18 protein-coding genes are annotated in these 18191 nt (G+C 45.2%); 7 read left to right on the top strand and 11 right to left on the bottom strand.

The features are described from left to right. Nucleotides 1–61: 61 nt before the first annotated feature. The 3 genes from NIES208_RS03420 to NIES208_RS03410 form a co-directional block, all read right to left on the bottom strand. A complete protein-coding gene (locus NIES208_RS03420; RefSeq protein ID WP_075889743.1) occupies nucleotides 62–541 on the bottom strand; it encodes a chemotaxis protein CheW in 480 nt (159 codons plus the stop codon). 70 nt (nucleotides 542–611) lie between these two features. Continuing rightward, nucleotides 612–974: a response regulator gene (locus NIES208_RS03415; RefSeq protein WP_075889741.1), complete on the bottom strand. Its 363-nt coding sequence runs from the start codon at nucleotides 972–974 to the stop codon at nucleotides 612–614. Between the two features lie 42 nt (nucleotides 975–1016). After that, the gene (locus tag NIES208_RS03410) at nucleotides 1017–2147 is read right to left on the bottom strand and encodes a response regulator (protein WP_075889739.1); all 1131 of its coding nucleotides are present in this window, start codon (nucleotides 2145–2147) and stop codon (nucleotides 1017–1019) included. A gap of 1009 nt (nucleotides 2148–3156) precedes the next feature. Between NIES208_RS03410 and NIES208_RS03405 the strand changes: the two genes are divergently transcribed. Beyond that, nucleotides 3157–3480 (top strand): hypothetical protein, encoded by a 324-nt coding sequence (locus NIES208_RS03405; protein ID WP_075889737.1) that lies wholly within the window; start codon nucleotides 3157–3159, stop codon nucleotides 3478–3480. 30 nt (nucleotides 3481–3510) lie between these two features. Here the strand turns inward: NIES208_RS03405 and NIES208_RS03400 are convergent, their stop codons facing one another. The 3 genes from NIES208_RS03400 to NIES208_RS03390 form a co-directional block, all read right to left on the bottom strand. After that, nucleotides 3511–5169 carry an ABC1 kinase family protein gene (locus NIES208_RS03400; RefSeq protein ID WP_084176518.1) on the bottom strand — a complete coding sequence of 553 codons (1659 nt, stop codon included), beginning with the start codon at nucleotides 5167–5169 and terminating at the stop codon, nucleotides 3511–3513. Between the two features lie 52 nt (nucleotides 5170–5221). Next, a complete protein-coding gene (locus tag NIES208_RS03395) occupies nucleotides 5222–6037 on the bottom strand; it encodes a prepilin peptidase (protein WP_075889734.1) in 816 nt (271 codons plus the stop codon). A 373-nt stretch (nucleotides 6038–6410) separates the two neighbouring features. Beyond that, nucleotides 6411–6953: an NYN domain-containing protein gene (locus NIES208_RS03390; RefSeq protein ID WP_075889732.1), complete on the bottom strand. Its 543-nt coding sequence runs from the start codon at nucleotides 6951–6953 to the stop codon at nucleotides 6411–6413. Between the two features lie 378 nt (nucleotides 6954–7331). On the opposite strand from NIES208_RS03390, the gene NIES208_RS03385 reads away from it, so the two are divergent. From NIES208_RS03385 to NIES208_RS03370, 4 genes are all read left to right on the top strand, one after another. Then, nucleotides 7332–8369 carry a ligand-binding sensor domain-containing protein gene (locus tag NIES208_RS03385; protein WP_075889730.1) on the top strand — a complete coding sequence of 346 codons (1038 nt, stop codon included), beginning with the start codon at nucleotides 7332–7334 and terminating at the stop codon, nucleotides 8367–8369. Between the two features lie 9 nt (nucleotides 8370–8378). Continuing rightward, nucleotides 8379–9164, top strand: coding sequence for a 3-methyl-2-oxobutanoate hydroxymethyltransferase (gene panB, locus NIES208_RS03380; protein WP_075889728.1), 786 nt, complete (start codon nucleotides 8379–8381; stop codon nucleotides 9162–9164). Beyond that, a complete protein-coding gene (lnt, locus tag NIES208_RS03375; protein WP_225875238.1) occupies nucleotides 9154–10833 on the top strand; it encodes an apolipoprotein N-acyltransferase in 1680 nt (559 codons plus the stop codon). Before panB ends, lnt begins: the two co-directional genes overlap by 11 nt. Nucleotides 10834–11055: 222 nt before the next feature. Beyond that, nucleotides 11056–12429 carry an ATP-binding protein gene (locus NIES208_RS03370; protein ID WP_075889724.1) on the top strand — a complete coding sequence of 458 codons (1374 nt, stop codon included), beginning with the start codon at nucleotides 11056–11058 and terminating at the stop codon, nucleotides 12427–12429. Between the two features lie 18 nt (nucleotides 12430–12447). Here the strand turns inward: NIES208_RS03370 and NIES208_RS03365 are convergent, their stop codons facing one another. Then, nucleotides 12448–12867, bottom strand: coding sequence for a secondary thiamine-phosphate synthase enzyme YjbQ (locus NIES208_RS03365; RefSeq protein ID WP_075889722.1), 420 nt, complete (start codon nucleotides 12865–12867; stop codon nucleotides 12448–12450). Between the two features lie 72 nt (nucleotides 12868–12939). On the opposite strand from NIES208_RS03365, the gene NIES208_RS03360 reads away from it, so the two are divergent. Beyond that, nucleotides 12940–13455 (top strand): gamma carbonic anhydrase family protein, encoded by a 516-nt coding sequence (locus NIES208_RS03360; RefSeq protein ID WP_075889720.1) that lies wholly within the window; start codon nucleotides 12940–12942, stop codon nucleotides 13453–13455. On the opposite strand, the gene NIES208_RS03355 is transcribed toward NIES208_RS03360, so the two are convergent. The 4 genes from NIES208_RS03355 to NIES208_RS03340 are packed head-to-tail and all read right to left on the bottom strand — an operon-like array spanning nucleotide 13422 to nucleotide 16498. Continuing rightward, a complete protein-coding gene (locus NIES208_RS03355; RefSeq protein WP_075889718.1) occupies nucleotides 13422–13844 on the bottom strand; it encodes a Fur family transcriptional regulator in 423 nt (140 codons plus the stop codon). The two genes, NIES208_RS03360 and NIES208_RS03355, sit on opposite strands and share 34 nt — an antisense overlap. Before the next feature lie 21 nt (nucleotides 13845–13865). Next, nucleotides 13866–14681, bottom strand: a complete 816-nt coding sequence (locus NIES208_RS03350; RefSeq protein ID WP_171971710.1) for a metal ABC transporter permease — start codon at nucleotides 14679–14681, stop codon at nucleotides 13866–13868. Then, nucleotides 14674–15477 (bottom strand): metal ABC transporter ATP-binding protein, encoded by an 804-nt coding sequence (locus tag NIES208_RS03345; protein ID WP_075889714.1) that lies wholly within the window; start codon nucleotides 15475–15477, stop codon nucleotides 14674–14676. Before NIES208_RS03345 ends, NIES208_RS03350 begins: the two co-directional genes overlap by 8 nt. Before the next feature lie 34 nt (nucleotides 15478–15511). Beyond that, a complete protein-coding gene (locus NIES208_RS03340) occupies nucleotides 15512–16498 on the bottom strand; it encodes a metal ABC transporter solute-binding protein, Zn/Mn family (protein ID WP_075889712.1) in 987 nt (328 codons plus the stop codon). A gap of 151 nt (nucleotides 16499–16649) precedes the next feature. Between NIES208_RS03340 and NIES208_RS03335 the strand changes: the two genes are divergently transcribed. Further along, nucleotides 16650–18143, top strand: coding sequence for a cyclic nucleotide-binding domain-containing protein (locus NIES208_RS03335; RefSeq protein WP_225875237.1), 1494 nt, complete (start codon nucleotides 16650–16652; stop codon nucleotides 18141–18143). Nucleotides 18144–18191 lie beyond the last annotated feature (48 nt).

Below are 18191 nucleotides of genomic sequence, written 5' to 3'. Positions count from 1 at the left end.
ATGAGTAAAAGCGTAAATCCAAACAAAAAAGAGGCTAGTCAATAAACCATTCGCTACCGGACTATGCCATCAGAGACAAATGACGAAACAACTGTCCCGTATCAATGACCACCCCCGTTGTATTTCTGTCCTGCTCAATTTGGCGATCGCAAAACACATAGGCCCGACGCAAATCTGGCGTAATGCCCACCATCGCCGCAGAATCACAAGTTGCAATACCAAATAGCTCCTGGGCAATACAACCCACTTGCCCTTGGGAAGAAGTCACCAAAACCAACATCACCTTCCCTTGGGGATTCAGCCGCGACTCAGACACCCAAGTCCGATTCATCTGACGCAAATCCATCGTCCAAATCAACTGACCCCGGAGATTAAAAACACCAGTCACCCCTTGGGGCACACCGGGTAATGCACAGATTTCCTGCTGTTGCACCGTGACAATCTCCGCAATATCACCCAAAGGAATCAATAACCGCGATCGCCCCAACCCCGGCGCAGCACCACGGGGATAAAGCCGTACTTGGAAATAATCAGTCGTCATTATCGGAAGAGTCACTGACATCATCAATACGTAACCTAACGTTGCCGATTCATCGCAAACCAAAACAAACCTAGAGATGCTCCTTAACAGTCTTAATAAAATCCATAGGGCTATAGGGCTTCGTCAAATAAGCATTCCCCCCCTGACGCAGCGCCCAAAACCGGTCAAACTCTTGGGATTTATTCGAACAAAAAATAATCGGGACATCCCCATAGCCAAGGGTTTCGCGAATTTCGCGACACAAATCTAGGCCGTTCATGTCAGGCATCACAATATCCAACATGATCAAATCCGGCTGGTCATTACTTTGCAGCCACCTCAAAGCCTCTTCGCCATTGTCAGCAAGATCAACATTAACCGACATTTTTTCGAGCAAAGCCTGAACTAACTTTTGTTCAGACTTCGAATCATCTACCACCAATGCCTTTTTCATGATTTTTGTCCTAAATTCCTAGGGTTAAAGGGTCAATAACAATCAAGACAAGCTTGACTCAGGAAGACTTGAACTCAGGTAGGAATGCACCAACCGGATCAACTCCTCGGGGTCGAAGGGCTTCGCAATATAGTCCGAAGCACCAACCATGCGGGCACGAATGCGATCAAGCAAACCATCCCGACCAGTCAGCATAATGACTGGAATACCTTTCAATACACTGGACTGATTAAACATCCGACATAGCTCATAGCCGTCAATTTCCGGCATATTAATATCCATCAAAATCACCTCAGGGCGTTGCCGGGCAAAAAGACTCAGAGCCTGGGCTGGCTCCATAACCCCGACAACCTTCAAACCACTCGCTTCAAGGGTGAGCTTGACGATACGTTGGGTTGCCTTACTATCGTCAATACAAGCAACTAAAGATTTATTCACTACTTCAGTTTGCTTGTAAGGCAACACCTTAAGGCCGTCGGTCTGAATCAACGGTCGTAATAAAACACCTAGCTTATTTGTCGTTTGTGCTGCTGCCGCACTGATTTCGTATAGTGTGAGTTTGTTGTGTAAAAGTTTGACAATATCATCAACAAATTTGTAGTCTCCAACCTCTAACCAAGATGGATTCACCATCCGATCAACATCCGCTAAATACAAACGCCGAAATGGCGAACTAATCTGCGATCGCATCTGCACGTTATCTCGAATTTGAGATTGTAGAGGCCGCACCATTTGCTTCAGAGATAAGGAAAGGAGCAGGGGATCAAGGCCAATAGGAGTCTTTTCGAACTTCACGGCTGCCCGAGGCAACGCCAACACTTGAGCAACGGCCTCTTGAGTTAAAAAAAACAGTATCTGTCGCACCTGCTTGAGGGAAAGTTTCCCCATCTTCCAGATTTTGCAAATGTAACCATAATCGTCAGTCAATGGATCTGGTAAGGGAAATTGGGTCTTCGGAAACAGCTGCTTCAGCAAATAGGCTAGGCGCTCTCTTTTCCCCACACCACTAGTGGCGTAATGGAGTTTTCCGCCGCCCAGATGCAGTTGCCAAAAGACAGACTCATCTGAAGGATCGAAAACAATAATAATTCCAGAGGCTTTTTTGATAATGAGACTTTGTAAAGCCTTACCCGGAATCACAACTTTTCTTGTCGCAGCATCCTGCACTTCCATAAAACTACATTCAGGTTTAGCGATGATATGGATAGGAAATGATCAAATATTTTTCCAAGGCAAAGGAAGTAAGCAAATCTATCTATTTCAGTTATTGTTTCCTTTATTCAATACTTCTTTTTTGTTATCCGGTCATTTTATTGGGAATTTTTCAGCTCAAAATAATCTTTATAAAGCCACACTAAAATAGTAGAACTACCTATTTAAGTTTGCGAGGAGACAGTTCGGCGATCGCCGACTTAGATTAATGAAAATAAAATTTTGCTTGACTGTGACAATATTAAATAAGAATGTGGCAAACACGACTTTACCTTGTATCTTTTTTTACAGTTTTTAGATAGCTTCCGCAGAATATTCCTCGGCTACTAGGTTAAATCTAGTGTTAAGAATTTTTAACATCAAAGCAGTTTAAACTATCAATATTATCCAGTGTGACTAGGCTTCTAGAAACCGCATTTAGCGACATAGAGAAGGCGCTTTAATTTACTTCAAATCAAGTCTAGGAGAAGATTAGCCGGTATTTGCTACATCGCGGCATTAAGTTTCAGGACGACAGACTTATAATTCATGGCATATATCTTTTAGGAACTTCAGCACAGATTAAAGTTTGACGAAACACCCATGCCTTTTGTCTTGTTCCCTAGAGATTCTAATTGTTTACTGAGATCGCCTGATGAACAATATTACAAAATTAGAAATCATCTAACTAAATTGTCATCTAAAATATGCATTCGACATTTAACAGCAATGAATTCAGTAAAGACACGGGGTGTTTTTTATTTTTTTTGACGAGGATTGCGTAGGTAAATCAACATATTTACTAGTTGTTAAGAAACGTGCATTAACTTGATTTTAAATCGTCTGATTGCAAGGAGTAATTCAATCAGAATATTAAAGTATCTAGGGCAAGCACATCACATCTAGAAAAAAATTGCATAATCCATCTTTTTTTTGCGGTTTTCTCAGATATGACTTAATTTAAGTTGGGGTATCAGGGGATCAATGGGTATTGCTCTGGTTTACTTTGGGAATATGCTTAAAGGTTTTATTTTTACAGTTTTATTTTTACAGTTTTATTCTGACAGTCTTTTCGTCTCAAGCAATTTTTAATGGGGATATCGATGCATGGAAGTTAGTATTTGAACCTGAGTTCGGTTTAAGAAAGGTTCGGAATGATGATGCGGCGAAGGGGAGAGTGAGTGAGACTCATGACTGCATCGCTGCTGGTTTCAAGGATGGGTTTGATGATTCTTTGGGTCGCTTTACTATCGTCGATATAGGTCTTGTTTTCTTTTTTAGTTTGTGGCTTTTGGTTACATTAGAGGCAAGGTGAAATGTTTTGTCCCACACAATGGCGATCGCCCTATTTACGGACTAGGCGATCAAGGCGTTCTTGGATCATGAGTTTAATCAGCGATCGCCCAGTGACAAAGGCGAGGAATAGTGCGCCGCCAAAGACAACAATGGCGTAATTGGGGTAGGGCAGTAGCAAAACTCCGACAATGGTTGCAAAACCGCAAAGCGTCCCGTACATAATCGTTTTAACGGCGAGATAAATACGACGCAGTTGGCGATCGCTCTCTAGGGATTTAACGCGAAACTGTAGCTCACCCAGCTCAATACGCGATTCGAGGCGCTTAATGGCCATCTCGGTGCGGGTCGGCTTTTGGATTTGGTACAGGACGAATTCTTTGGCTTGTTTGGCTAGGGAGGTGATGCGACTTTCATTGTCTTCTTTGCTGACAGCCATACTGCGCACGAAAGGCTGGGCGGCGGCGAGGAGGTTGTACTGGGGATCTAGGGCCCGGGCAATGCCGTCGAGGGTTGTGATCGCCTTGATAATAAAGGTCATCTGGGGCGGCAGACGGAAGGGTTGCTGCTCAAACATTAAATACACTTCGCCGCTAATGGCCTCAAATTCTTTTAAGTCCACGGGGCGATCGCGGAATTTATCTAAGAGAAACGCAACCATCCGTTTAATGGGGGTCATGTCTGCCATCGGCTCGATCAGACCCATATAGACGAGCGTATCTACCACTTCGTCGGTATCCTTGCGGAGGATGGCGAAAAAGGTGCGCATCATCTGCGTCTTTTCCATGGATTTGACTTCGGTCATGGTGCCAAAGTCGTAAAAAATCAGTTTGCCATTTTCATCGACGGCCATATTGCCGGGGTGGGGGTCGGACTGGAAAAAACCGTCTTGGAGCAGTTGCTTTAGATAAGCGGAAATGCCGAGGCTAATAACGTTATCGGGTTCAATGTTGACGGCTTCGAGGGCAGCGCGGTCATCGATTTTAATGCCGGGTAAGTATTCGAGGGTTAAAACGCGGCGGGTGGTGTATTGCCAGTAAACTTTTGGGACGAGGATATGGTTTTGGCTGGCGAAGTTACTGCGGAAATGGTCGCCGTTTTTGCCTTCGTGGATGTAATCAATTTCTTGGTACAGCAGATCAAAAAATTCGCGGCAAATTTGGGTGAGATTATATTTATTCAGGTCTTTGGCAAAGCGTCCGGCGATCGCCAATAGTCTTTCAATGACTTGGATATCAACGCGAAATAAATTTTCCAGACCGGGGCGCTGCACCTTTACGGCAACTTCTTCACCTGTGTAGAGAATGGCTTTGTGGACTTGACCAAGGCTGGCAGAGGCGAGGGGTTCCGACTCAAATTCTTTAAAAACGGCGTAGAGGGATTTATCAAATTCTTGCTCGACTACGGCGATCGCCTCGGCGCTATGGAACGGCGGTACACGATCTTGAAGCTGACTTAGCTCTTCGATATATTCAACGGGAAACAGATCAGGGCGGGTGGACATGGCCTGACCGATTTTAATAAAAGTTGGCCCCAAATCGAGGAGACGGTTCACGAGCCACCGTGCCTGTCGCCGACGAGTCCGGGATATATCGCCACCAAAAAACCGATCTTTCCCAAGGCGGGCAAAAAACTGGGAAGCGACGGCAAAAATCTCTAATTGCCGCTGCCATAAATTGATTTTTTTACGTTGCCAGCGAGGGGGTTTCAAAGACGCAAATAAAGATTTTCTCAATCACAAACCATCATACAGAAAGGGCTCACTAAAAACCTAAAAACGAATTTAAATAAAATTCGATCAGGCGATCGCCAAAAAATAAACTCACCATCGCCCCCAGCGCCAAAAAAGGACCAAAGGGTAGGTGCTGTTTTTTCTGATGTTTACCAAGCTGCATCGCTGTCCCGATAATGGCTGTCCCTAGGGCACAAGCGAGAAAAATAGTGAGCACCACATTTTGCCAACCGAGCCAAGCGCCAATCATCGCGAGTAATTTCGGATCGCCGCCGCCCATCGCCTGTTGTTTAAGGGCAAGAGTGCCGAGGAAACCCACGAGATCGAGTAACCAAATCCCTAAAACCATCGCGCCAATGCCACCCACAAAATAAGCAATCGCCCCCGTCAACCCATTCGCTTGAAAACCCAGTACTAACTGAAAAATCAAGCCTAAAACCAAGCCCGATTGGGTCAAACTATTGGGCAGGGTAAAAGTATCAAAATCGATTAGGGCGAGGGAGGTTAGCCAGAATAGTAAAACAGCGGCGGCGATCGCCTCCAGACCCAAACCAAACCGAAAAAATACCGCAACAAATAATAGCCCCACAAAAGCTTCAACAAGGGGGTAACGCACAGAAATGGACGTTTTACACCAACGACATTTCCCCAAAAGCGTTATCCAGCCAAACACCGGAATATTTTCCCGCGCCCCCAAACCGTGACCACATTTCGGACAACGGGACGGCGGATAAATTAGAGACAGTCCTTCTGGCAATCGATACACCACAACATTCAGGAAACTGCCAAAGCAAGATCCCACAATAAAGAAAAAACTCGCGGCGATCGCCCAAAAAAGAATATCCATAGCCCCACAAAAAACAAAAAAATAGGCACATTAACCATCATTAATGCACCTACCAAACTAAATCAAAATTCATCTATCTGTAACGTCAGTTATGGATAAGCATGTAGCCAAAATTCTCTAGAGAAAAAGAGACACGGAGAGGTAAAGACACGGGGAAGCAACGAAAATTTGCATTTTTTGAAAGCTAGTAGGATTGTTTGCATAGAAATATCTCCCGATCTCTCGCTCTCCCATTCACCGCGTCGTACTTCCGAGCATGCTGAAGCAAGATTCACGTTATCAACCTTGTGCACTCGTGGTTTGATACCGTCTGCGTTTGATTGCCTATGGTTTGTTCTTGTCTCAATCTTGATAAATCAAGAAACCTGGAGCGCTAAAGTCCGTGACGGAGTTGTCGAAGCATTTGCTGGGTTTTGGGGTCGAGGCTATTGAGGAGGTGTCGCCCCCGTTTCGACTGGCGAGTTTTGTGGTGGTAACGGGATTTTCGATTGGCTGCGAGGACAGCGGTTTGTAGTTTTAGGGAGGACATCCACTCTGCACCATAGCCGACTACTGTGTGGCGTTGGGCTTGGTCTGAGGTGACGACAATGATGCGGTTGGGGATGGTGTAGGTGCGGCGAAAATTGGCGCAGGTTCGTTCAATGTATGTGTCGGCAGTTTCGGAAAATGCGGTGTAGCAGACGGATAGGAGCTGGGTATAGTCTTCTTCGTGGCTGGGTGTTTTCTGATACTGGGCATCGAAAACGATTTTTGTCTTGTAGGTATTGTGGGATGCGTAGTTGACCAGAACTTCGATGAGTTCATCTCTTGCCATTTCTAGTCCGTGGCGATCGCGGGTTTCTTTTAGTTCATGCCAAGCTCCGATGACGTTGTAGCCGTCGACCAAGACAAGAGCGCTGGCGGGTAGGGATTTCATGATTCAATGATTTAACCTCCGTACTATTTTTTAGCAAACCTTAATGTTACTTAAGGAATTATTCATCCTAGCAAGTTTAGCAACTTTCTTGTTTTCTTAATGTTTCTTTGGGACAAGTCAAGGCGGAGGGTTTTGTGTATTTAGTGTTTTCTTGTTGAGGTGGGAGGTGTGGGTGGAGTCATGAAAAAAGCGAGTGAAGTGAGCGGTTACAAAAGCCTATTTTGATGATTTTGTTAAGAGTCTGTGGATGACCTTATTTTGAGTTTTTTTGTTTGTCGATATTGGGGTAGATATTGCGGATTATCTTCGTTTCAGGAATGCCCGAAAAAATCCGATACAATAGGCAGCGAATCTCCGTGGCGACAATAGCGTAATCCTATGGGACGTATTTCTTCTTCTTGCTCCTTTTTGTTAGCTGGAGTGAGCTTGTGCTCTAGCTTTTTTCTCGCTCCTCAGGCGATCGCCGAAGTTGCGGAGTTTGTCTCGCCCATCTATGAAACAGCTCCCCCACCGCCCGCGAGTATTGAGCCAGAATTTGACCTCCGTAACGAAAATCTCCGGGTGACTTCGCTCCTAGAAAATTGGAATGGTGATTTGTGGGTCGGCTCATGGCAAGGTTTAACGCGCATTGATCCGAATACAGGCGCAATTTTAAATCGTATTGATCTTACCAACTACAACGTTGAAGCCCTTGCGATGGATCGTGTCGGCAGAATTTGGGTCGGGACAACTCAAGGATTGTTGCGCGTTGATTCCCGCAGTAATGAAGTCACGGAACACAATATTTTATTGCCTTCTAATCGCATCGTTTCGCTTTTGGTTGATCAGCGGGGCTATCTCTGGGTGGGGACAGATCAGGGTTTGGTACTGGTTAGTCCAGATCAGGGTTTGGTGATGACGACCCTTAAACAATTACCGGGTTTACGCCCGAACGCCATGACCCTCGACCAGGGTGGTAATCTCTGGGTTGGTACGCTGTTGGGCTTGGTGCAAATCAATACGGCTAGTGCTTTCCCGATGCAGTCTGTGCGCAATATTACTGGCGGTGTGGTGAATAGTTTGACAACGGCTCCGGATGGTTTGTTGTGGGCTGGCACGTTAGATGGGCTATTGGTGATTGATCCGGTGACGGGGGAGATCTTGCGCAATGTGACATCGATGCGTGGTAAGAGTGTGACGAGTGTGCGCTTCGGGTCTGATAATACGGTTTGGGCGGGCACGGATGAAGGTGTTGTGCGCTTGAAGGCTGATAGTGGTTTTGTTTTGGGTGAGGTGGGTCAGTTGCCGTCTCGACAGGTTTTGACTGTTGCGCCGGATGTGGGGAATAAATTATGGGTTGGTACGTACCAAGGTTTAGCTTGGGTTAGTTTGACAACGGGTTTAACTCGTCCCCACTATGGTTTTGTTCAGCCTTAGGGGATATCCATGCGGGTCACACCGAGAACTTTAAAACGATATAAACAGGAAGCGCGTCCGATTGTGACGTTAACGGCATGGGATTATGCGATCGCCCGTCTTGTGGATTTAGCGGGGGTGGATGTCATCTTGGTGGGTGATTCTTTAGCGATGGTTGCGTTGGGCTATGAAAATACCTTGCCCATTAGCCTTGATGCCATGATTCATCATACCCAAGCGGTGTGTCGCGGTGTTCATAATGCCCTAGTTGTGAGTGATTTGCCGTTTTTGACCTACCAGGAAAGTATTTCCCAAGCGATTCACACTGCTGGCCGTATTTTAAAGGAAACCTCTGCCCAAGCGATCAAACTCGAAGGGGGACATCCGGCGATCGCCGAAACGGTAGACCGTCTCACAATGCTCGGTGTGCCAGTCATGGGTCATGTGGGTTTAACGCCCCAATCGGTGCATACCCTCGGTTATCGGCAACAGGGTAAAAATGCGACGGACGCGGAACGGGTCATGAATGAGGCGATCGCCCTAGAGCAGGCGGGGGCTTTTGCCGTGGTGTTGGAGCATATTCCGACGAGCTTAGCGCAGACAATTACCCAGAAATTATCAATTCCCACCATTGGTATCGGCGCGGGTGCAGTTTGTGACGGACAGGTTTTAGTGACGGCTGATCTGTTGGGTTTATCGCCAAAATCACCGCCTTTTGCAAAGCAATATCTCAACCTTGCAGAGCTGATTACCGATGCCATCAAAACCTACAGTGATGACGTACGACAGGGTGAATTTCCAGCGAATGATGCGTAAAATTCTCTTTGCCTTTGGGAGCGGTATTGGGATGGGTCTCACCTCTGCCCCCTTGGAGGCATGGTATCTGGCATGGGTGGCCGTTATTCCGCTATGGCTAATTATCATTACGCCCAATCATCGTAGCTCCCAAGAAAAAATCGTATTTACCTCATATTCTTCCTTGGGGAAAGTGCCGGAGGCGGAAGGGGTTTCGAGGGATTATGAACCCCACAGGAAATTAACCCTTTGGAAAAAAATCAAATCGTTTGGCGATCGCCACAAACTAAAACTCACCTGTGCCGTAGCTTGGGGTCTGGGTTATCAGGGTTTAACGCTGTTTTGGATTACGGGTATTCATCCCATGACTTGGATGGGTGTGCCATGGTTTTGGAGCCTGTGTATTGCGGCAATTTGTTGGCTCATTATTACTTTTTGGGGCATTTGTATTCCGTTTTTCTGGGCGGTGGGAATGCTGATTTTCCAAGACCTTGCTACGGTTAAACCTCTGGGTCTTGCTGGGCGTTGTAATCGAGTTTTATTTGGCACAGCGCTGTGGTGTATTGCAGAATATTTTCTCAGTCAAAGTGATTTGTTTTGGCATTTTCTTGCCTTTAGCCAAAGTCCCCATAATCTATTTTTATTGCAGTTAACTCGTTTCTCAGGATTTACAACTGTTACGACCATTATTGTTGCCACAAATGCTTTATTCGCAGAAAGTATATTTAGTTTTTTACAACAGAAAAGAAAATTTTTTATTACTTCATCATTAATTGGTTTTAGCTTAATACTTTTAGCCAGTAGTCATGTATGGGGCTGGTATCTTTTTAGTAATGCAGAACTGGTCACCAATCGCTCTGCCAAAATCGGGATTATTCAAGGTAATATTCCCAACGAAATTAAGCTCTACGAAGACGGCACTTCACGGGCGATCGCCAACTATACCAAGGGCTATCGTGAGCTAGCGAAACAGAATGTCGATCTAATCATTACACCAGAAACAGCATTACCCTTTAGCATCGAGCAGGTTTTAGGGGGCACAGAATTTTCCCGCGCCATGAGGTGGGAGAGAGTGCCTATAATTCTTGGGGCATTTGGTGCAGAAGGCAAAAATTTTACCAATAGTTTATTTACCATTAGTGCCCAAACCGAGGTGATTAGTCGCTACAACAAACAGCAGCTTGTACCGCTGGGTGAGTACATTCCCTTTGAGTCGATTCTTGGCAAATTTATTGATCGTTTATCGCCCCTCGATGCCCATCTAGTACGGGGACAAAATCCACCAACTCTCTTTACACCTATCGGTCAGGCGATCGCCGCCATTTGTTACGAGTCCGCCTACCCCGAACATTTCCGTCGCCAAACAGCCGCAGGCGGTGAATATATTATCGTCTCCTCCAATGATGCCCATTACAGCCCGACGATGCCCGCCCAACACCATGCCCTCGATATCATGCAGGCGATCGCCAATGATCGATGGACAGTTCGAGCCAGCAATACAGGTATTTCTGGCGTAATTAAACCCAATGGCGAAACAATTTGGAAATCCCAACTAAACGACACCGTTACTTACGCCACAGACATTTACTTAAAACAAACAAAAAATCCCTATGTCGCCTTTGGTAATTGGTTATTACCGCTCTATTTAATTATTATTTTCCTGCAAATTGTCTACCAATATCGTCGCTAATATTTTATTTTTTCTGATCGATAATACGTGCAAAATACTATTTGAAATCGGGGACTCTCAGATTAAGAATTGCTTAAAAATTGACAGTTTAAAGATAACCTTTTCACAAACCTGAAGCGTTAAATTGAGATACTGAAACGATATTTCCTTCAGGCTTTCTACCAAAATTACATGTTGCCATTATTCTAAAAATCTGTTGAGTGAATATTATTGACACATCCGATGGTTTCCCAACCTACACGTAATCTTTCAACGACCTATGCCGAAAGTTTAGCAAACCTAACTATCGAATCTACCTTAAGTGATTTAACGCTATATGACACTATCGTCGATGCTAAAAATATCACAAAAAATGTAGTACAGCTCTTTGAAGCAGACACCATAATTCCCGGTATTATCCTTACTCAAAATAATCGTTTTTATGGCATGATTTCGCGGCGACGCTTTTTAAAGCGCATGAGTCGTCCCTATGCGTTAGAAATTTTTCTCCAGCGCCCTTTAAGTACTCTGTATAACGTTGAAAATTTCCCAGTAAATATCTTGCCTGAATCGACTTTAGTGGTGGAAGCTGCACAGTTTGCCCTAGAGCGTGAAGGTAGCCAAATGTATGAACCGATCGTGGTGGAGCGACAAAATGGGGACTATGCATTGATCGATGTGCCATTAGTTTTCTACGCCCAAGCTCATATTCATAAACTAACGAGTCAACTTCTCACCGAGCAAACCCACGCTCACATGGTACAAACGGAAAAAATGGCGAGTTTAGGGCGGATGGTTGCGGGTATCGCCCATGAAATTCGAAATCCAGTGAACTGTGTCCATGGCAATATCAGCTTTTTGCAACGGTACTTCGATGATTTGCTCGCCCTTGTTCAGGCTTATCAAAATGAAATGCCCCATCCATCTAAGGCGATCGCCGAGCGACGACAAAAAGCGGATATTGAGTTTCTCCAGGAAGACCTACCAAAAATTTTACAGAGCGTTGAAATTAGTGCCGTTCGCATGACAGAAATCGTTGCAAGTCTGCGTAATTTTTCCCGTATTGATGAAACAAAACAGCAACTTATCAAACTACCAGAATGCCTTGATAGTACATTACTAATCCTAAATAATCGCTTAAAGAAAAATGGGGTTATGGTTACAAAAAATTACGAAGCCAACTTGCCTGATATTTTGGGTTATTCAGGTCAGTTGAGTCAGGTCTTTATTAACCTCCTTGCCAATGCCTTAGATGCTCTCGAAGACAAACAAAAGGCTGGAAAAATTCAATCAGAAATAGATTGGCAGCCCAGTATTAGGCTGCGAATTTTTACCCAATTTCATGATTCTGAAGCTAATAGTTTAGAAGAGCAAAAGGATTTTATTTGCGTACAAATCAGTGACAATGCTAATGGTATTGCCGAAACAATAAAACAACATATTTTCGATGATTTTTTTACAACAAAGCCACGCGAAAAAGGTACGGGTCTCGGTCTTTCGATTAGCCACGAAATTATTACGAAAAAACACCATGGCCGTTTAGAGTTACAGTCAGAAATGGGCGTTGGGAGTACTTTTTCTGTGTGGCTACCTATTGACAACATACCGATGCGCTAATGGCAAAAGGCTCGCAGGCTACTCGCCGGAAATGTGGACGACAATTTCGCGGTTGTGGTTGCGTTGGCGATGTTCCCAGAGATAAATGCCCTGCCAAGTCCCAAGCACTAAACGACCACCAGCAACGGGAATTTGCTCGGAGGTTTTGGTGAGGATAGAGCGAATGTGGGCGGGCATATCGTCGGGGCCTTCGGCGCTGTGGATGTAGGAGCGACCGTCTTCGGGGACAAGTTTTGTCATAAAGTTTTCGAGATCAGTGAGGACATCGGGATCGGCATTTTCTTGGATGATCAAAGAGGCGGATGTGTGGCGGACGAAAACAACGCATAGTCCTGTGGTGATGCCTGATTCGGCGACGTAGGTATTGATTTTTGAGGTAATCATATGTAGAGATTTACCTTGGGTGCGGACGCGGAGGGCTTGTTGGTACTGCTTCATTTTTTAGGACTTAGGAAACGGGGAATTTCATAATAAGATACGGAAACTTCTGTTGGTATTGGGATTGATGTGATGTCTGATCGCTCTTGGTCGAATGTATCTCTCGGTAAACCGGATCTCAGTCGGGCGGCTTTTGTGGCAAAAAATGCGACGGTGCTGGGTAATGTGGCGATCGCCGAGGGGGCAAGTATTTGGTATGGGGCAATTGTGCGGGGCGATTTAGAAGGGATTGAGATCGGTAAGTTTAGTAATGTGCAGGATGGGGCGGTATTGCACGGCGATCCGGGAAAATTAACGGTGCTTGAAGACTATGTGACAGTGGGTCATAAAGCTGTGATTCATAGTGCCCATATTGAACGAGGTTCGCTGATCGGGATTGGGGCGATCGTGCTGGATGGGGTGCGGGTTGGCGCGGGTAGTATTATTGGCGCGGGCTGTGTGGTGACGAAGGATGTACCACGGCGATCGCTGATGGTGGGCGTTCCGGCAAAACGGATTAAAGATATTGACGATATTAAGGCTCAGAGTTTAATTCACCATGCGGAGCAATATTATCAATTGGCGCTTAAACACTCGGCTTCATCGTAATTTTGCTGGCAAGTTTCACATAGCCCAAAGAACTCTAGGGTGTGGTAGTAAACTTTGAATTTTTGTTCGCTACACCACTCACTAATTTTGTGGCTGAGGGGGCAACTGTCCATGGGGTAGGATTCACCGCAATTGACGCAATTTAGATGGTGGTGATGGTGGTCAACGGCGTTGATGGTGCTGTAAAAAGATTCGCCGTCGGGGGTAACGCGCTCTTGAATTTTCCCTTCAATTTTGAGGAGTTTGAGGGTGCGATACACGGTTGCTAGACCAATGCGAAGACCTTGCTGCTTAATCTGAAAATGAAGATCTTGGGCACTGACTTCACCCTTTAATGTGGTAATTAGCGCTAAAATTTTTTGTTGATTTTTTGTGAGTTTTTTAGGCATAAAATGTAGTCCACAGGGGCATTACGTCCATTGCTGGTTACGGCAAGTTTTAAGGCTTAGGCTGATCAGGTAACTGACACCGCAAATTAGAATAATCGTCGCGCCTGAGGTGAGATTAAAGCGATAAGACATCCATAATCCCATAGTCGTGAAGAGCATCCCCAATAAACTGGAAAACATCATTATTTCTTTGATTTCGGTGCGCCATTGTCCGGCGATCGCCGCGGGGATTGTCAGGAGAGCAATCACCATAATCAGTCCGACGATTTGCATCACCATCACGACAGTGAGAGCAATTAAGCCCACCAGCAATAGATAAAGTATATCGGTAGGCAAGTTACGGGTAATGGCATAGGTACAGTCAAAGGAGATGGCGAGAAATTCTTTGTAGAGCAAGGTGACAATGCCGATGATCAGAATATCAAGACCCAACATTAACCATAAATCTTGGCGGGGTACAGCGAGCAAACTCCCAAAGAGATAGCTTTCTAAACCGGCTTTATAGCCGTCGGTGAGGTCGATGAGAATAATACCGATCGCCATACCGATCGCCCACATGACACCGATCAGAGTATCGCTACGTTGTTTGGTTTTTTGTTCAACCCAGCCCATCCCCATTGCTGACACTAGAGCAAAGGCGATCGCCCCCCAAACGGGATTGAACTTGAAAAAATAGCCAAGACCAATACCACCATAGGCCGCATGGGCAATGCCGCCACTAATAAAAACAATGCGGTTAACCACCACAAAAGTACCAACAATGCCACAGGCGATGCTCACCAAAACCCCAGCCATCAGGGCATTTTGCATAAATTCAAACTGGAGCGCTTCAAACATGGTTGCAATCGTGGGAATGAACAGAGGGAGGCGCATCAACATCGCCATTGTGGTCAGGGAAAACGCGGTGGGGGACACCATGGGCAATCAGATCAACGGGACATTGATAGGTCGCCTCGATCATCTGGGGCGTAATCACTTTATTGTGGTGGTAATGGAGAGTTTTATTGAGACAGCCCACCGTTTTCACATAGGACGACACAGCCCCAAGGTCGTGGGAAATCATGATGATGGTCATGTACTGATTTAAATGTTTGAGCAATTCATAAATGCTGGCTTGTATCCGCGAGTCTACATTTGCCGTCGGTTCGTCTAGTAATAAAATTTGGGGTTCTGAGGCTAAAGCCCGCGCCACATAAACCCGCTGCCGTTCTCCCCCGGACAACTCGCCAATGGGGCGATCGCCCTTATCGGCCATACCGACTTGATCGAGCGATCGCCGCACAATGTCATGGTCTTTTTTGTTGTAACGCCGGAAGAGTCTCCGTTTACCGAGGCGACCCATACTCACCACATCTTTGACCTTGATGGGGAAAGTATGATCCAGTTCGAGCAGTTGCGGTACATAGCCAATATATCTGCGTCCCTGTTCTACGGACTTATCAAGGATTTTGACGCTGCCTCGCTGGGGTTTAAGGAGACCGAGTAATACCTTAAGTAAGGTTGTTTTACCGCCACCGTTGGGGCCGATTATGCCCATAAAATCCAAATGGTTAATGGTTAAATTAATATTTTCGAGCACCGGGGTTTGGGGGTAGCCTGCCGTGACATTTTCGAGGGAAATTACACTTGTCATGTTGGGTATGTAAGACAATCAAATGGTAAAAAAACTAGTTGGCATTCGCGGCGACAATTTCTGCGGCGATCGCCTTGAGGTTATTAGCCCAGTCGGGGGAAAGCGGATCAATAAAAACAACTTCGCCCCCAATTTCATCAGCAATGGTTTGGGCAGATTGGGAATTAAATTGGTATTGGGCAAAAATAACTCGGATATTTTCAGCCTGAGCCACCTTGATTAATTCTGCCAACTCCGCTGCACTCGGCTCCTGACCTTCCACTTCAATGGGAATCTGCTCTAGGTCATAGTCTTCCGCAAAGTATCCCCACGCTGGGTGAAAGACTAAAAATTTACGGCTGGATAGATTGTCTAATGCGGCGGCGATCGCCTGATTCAACTCATCAATTTCCACAAGGAGAGCCTCTAAATTTTCTTTAAAGAAGGCCTCAGAAGCAGGCTCTAGCTCTACCAGAACATCATAAATATTTTGAGCGTGAACCTTCGCTAATTTTGGTGAGAGCCACGTGTGGGGATCTTTTAAGTCATCGCCGTGGGCTGCATGTTCCTCTCCATGGCCATGGTTATGGTCAGAATGTTCTCCCTCACCGTGGTCATGGTGGGCGTGGCTATGGGCCACCATTGTCATTTTTTCGATGCCCGCAGAGCTATCGATGAGCACCATCTCCGAATTTGCCGTTTTAATTCGTTCTGCCCAAATCTCCTCAAAGAAAATACCCGTCGCAATGTAGGCATCCGCCTGACTTAAATCGGTCAACTGTTGCGGCTTTGGCTCATAGGTTTCGGCCTCCGTCCCCGCCGGCACCATTACCTGCACATTTACGCGATCGCCCCCGATTTTTTCCACAAAATATTGCTGTGGCAAAATACTCACCATCACATTAAGGCGCTCCTCTTCCTGTTGCTCCTCCTCGACCACCGCTTCTTGGGGTGCTTGCACTACTTCACCGCCACAGGCCACGGCACCGAAGCTGAGGCCTACCAAAACACCAGACAAAATGATTTTTTGTCGAACTAGCATTGTTAATTCTTTCAAAAGTGATAATCATTCTCATCTTAAAACAAAGGGGCGATCGCCAGACATTTTTTGTAAAAATTATTGCGACATCATGGCGACCCACGGCCACGGGAAATCCCCAGAATAACCAAGAAATCAGCGAAAATACAAAGTAGTGACCCAAAACATTAGCGGATCATCCATGTGGAATTTTGTCGGCAAACTGCTTAACCTCGTCCAAACAATCGAATTTCAAGTCGGACGTTCTACGGTTTCACTAATTGAAATTGTACAGCTTTTTTTCTTCATTATTATCACCTTTATTCTCGCCAGTTACCTGAGCCGCTTCCTAAAGGATCGAGGGCTAAAAAAAGTAATTGTTGATAAAGGTAGCCGCTATATTATCTCAAACTTTATTAGTTATGGTATTGGTTTCTTTTTGCTCCTTGTTATTCTACAAACAACGGGCTTTGATGTATCTATTTTGGCAGTCATTGGCGGTGGTCTCGGCATTGGTATTGGCTTGGGTTTCCAGGACTTCACCAAGAACTTTGTCAGTGGATTAACATTACTCACAGAGCGGAAAATAAAAACCGGAGACTATGTCAAACTTGGTGATTTATGTGGCTTTGTCCAAGAGATTTCAACAAGGGCGATCGTGCTAAAGAAAAAAGATGGCTCTTCTGTCGTTATTCCCAATAGTCATTTTGTCGAAAATCAAATTATTAACTTTCACTATGAAACTGACCATGTTCGCCTCAAAATTCCTGTAACCGTTGCCTATGACAGCGACACAACTTTAGTCACTGAAGTCTTATTGGTAGCGGCATATTTGGATCAAAGTATTTTACAAATTCCTTCTCCCCAGGTTGTTTTTGTTGGCTTTGGAGATAATGCCCTATGCTTTGAATTATGGGTTTGGATTGAAAGTGATCAGATGGGTTTTAAGGAAGAAATCACCAGTTCGCTCCATTTTACAATTGAATATAAATTTCGAGAAAATCAGATTAAAATTCCTTTCCCCCAGCGAGAATTATGGTTGCATAATATTAATTTTTCGGCTTTTAAATCAAATGTAGCGGATCATGTGCCAGAGACAAATTTGCCGGAGAAAAAAACGATTTCTGCGGTTAAGCATACTTCGATTAGTGAGCCGCAGATCTCGATTCGTGCAGCGCTAAAAAAGGTGGTTTATTTTAGTCATCTGAGTGAGTTTAGGCTACGACAAATCATTGAGATTGGCAGATTAAAACCCCTTAAGGATAGAGAGGTTTTATTTCGGGAAAATGACCCCGGTGATGCGTTTTATATTATTTTGTCGGGTCGCATCGAGGTGTATGCAGAAACCCTAAAAAAACAGTTGGCGATTTTAGAGGCGGGCAATTTTTTTGGGGAAATGTCTTTAATGCTGGGTGTCCCTCGAACGGCAACGGCAAAGGCTTTAGAAAATACTTTGTTGTTTGCTATTACGAATCAAAATTTTAAAGTGTTGCTCCAAAAGCATCCGGATTTCCATGAGGCTTTGGTTGAGGAGCTGAGTAATCATCAAGAGGAGTTGATTCGGCGGAAACGGGAAATGCAGGAAAAAGGTTGTTTGCCGTCGGATGAGCAGGAAGTCAATATTGTGAATTGGGTGCGGCATCGTTTAAAAACGCTGTTTAGTCTTTAATTTGATTTTTTTGAAGGTGGCGATCGCCGCTAAAGGTTCGGAACATTG

The organism is [Limnothrix rosea] IAM M-220, assembly GCF_001904615.1.
In the GTDB taxonomy this organism is placed as follows: domain Bacteria; phylum Cyanobacteriota; class Cyanobacteriia; order Cyanobacteriales; family MRBY01; genus MRBY01.
Note: the sequence above shows the minus strand (reverse complement) of the source record. Positions and strands in the feature narration are given on the sequence as shown.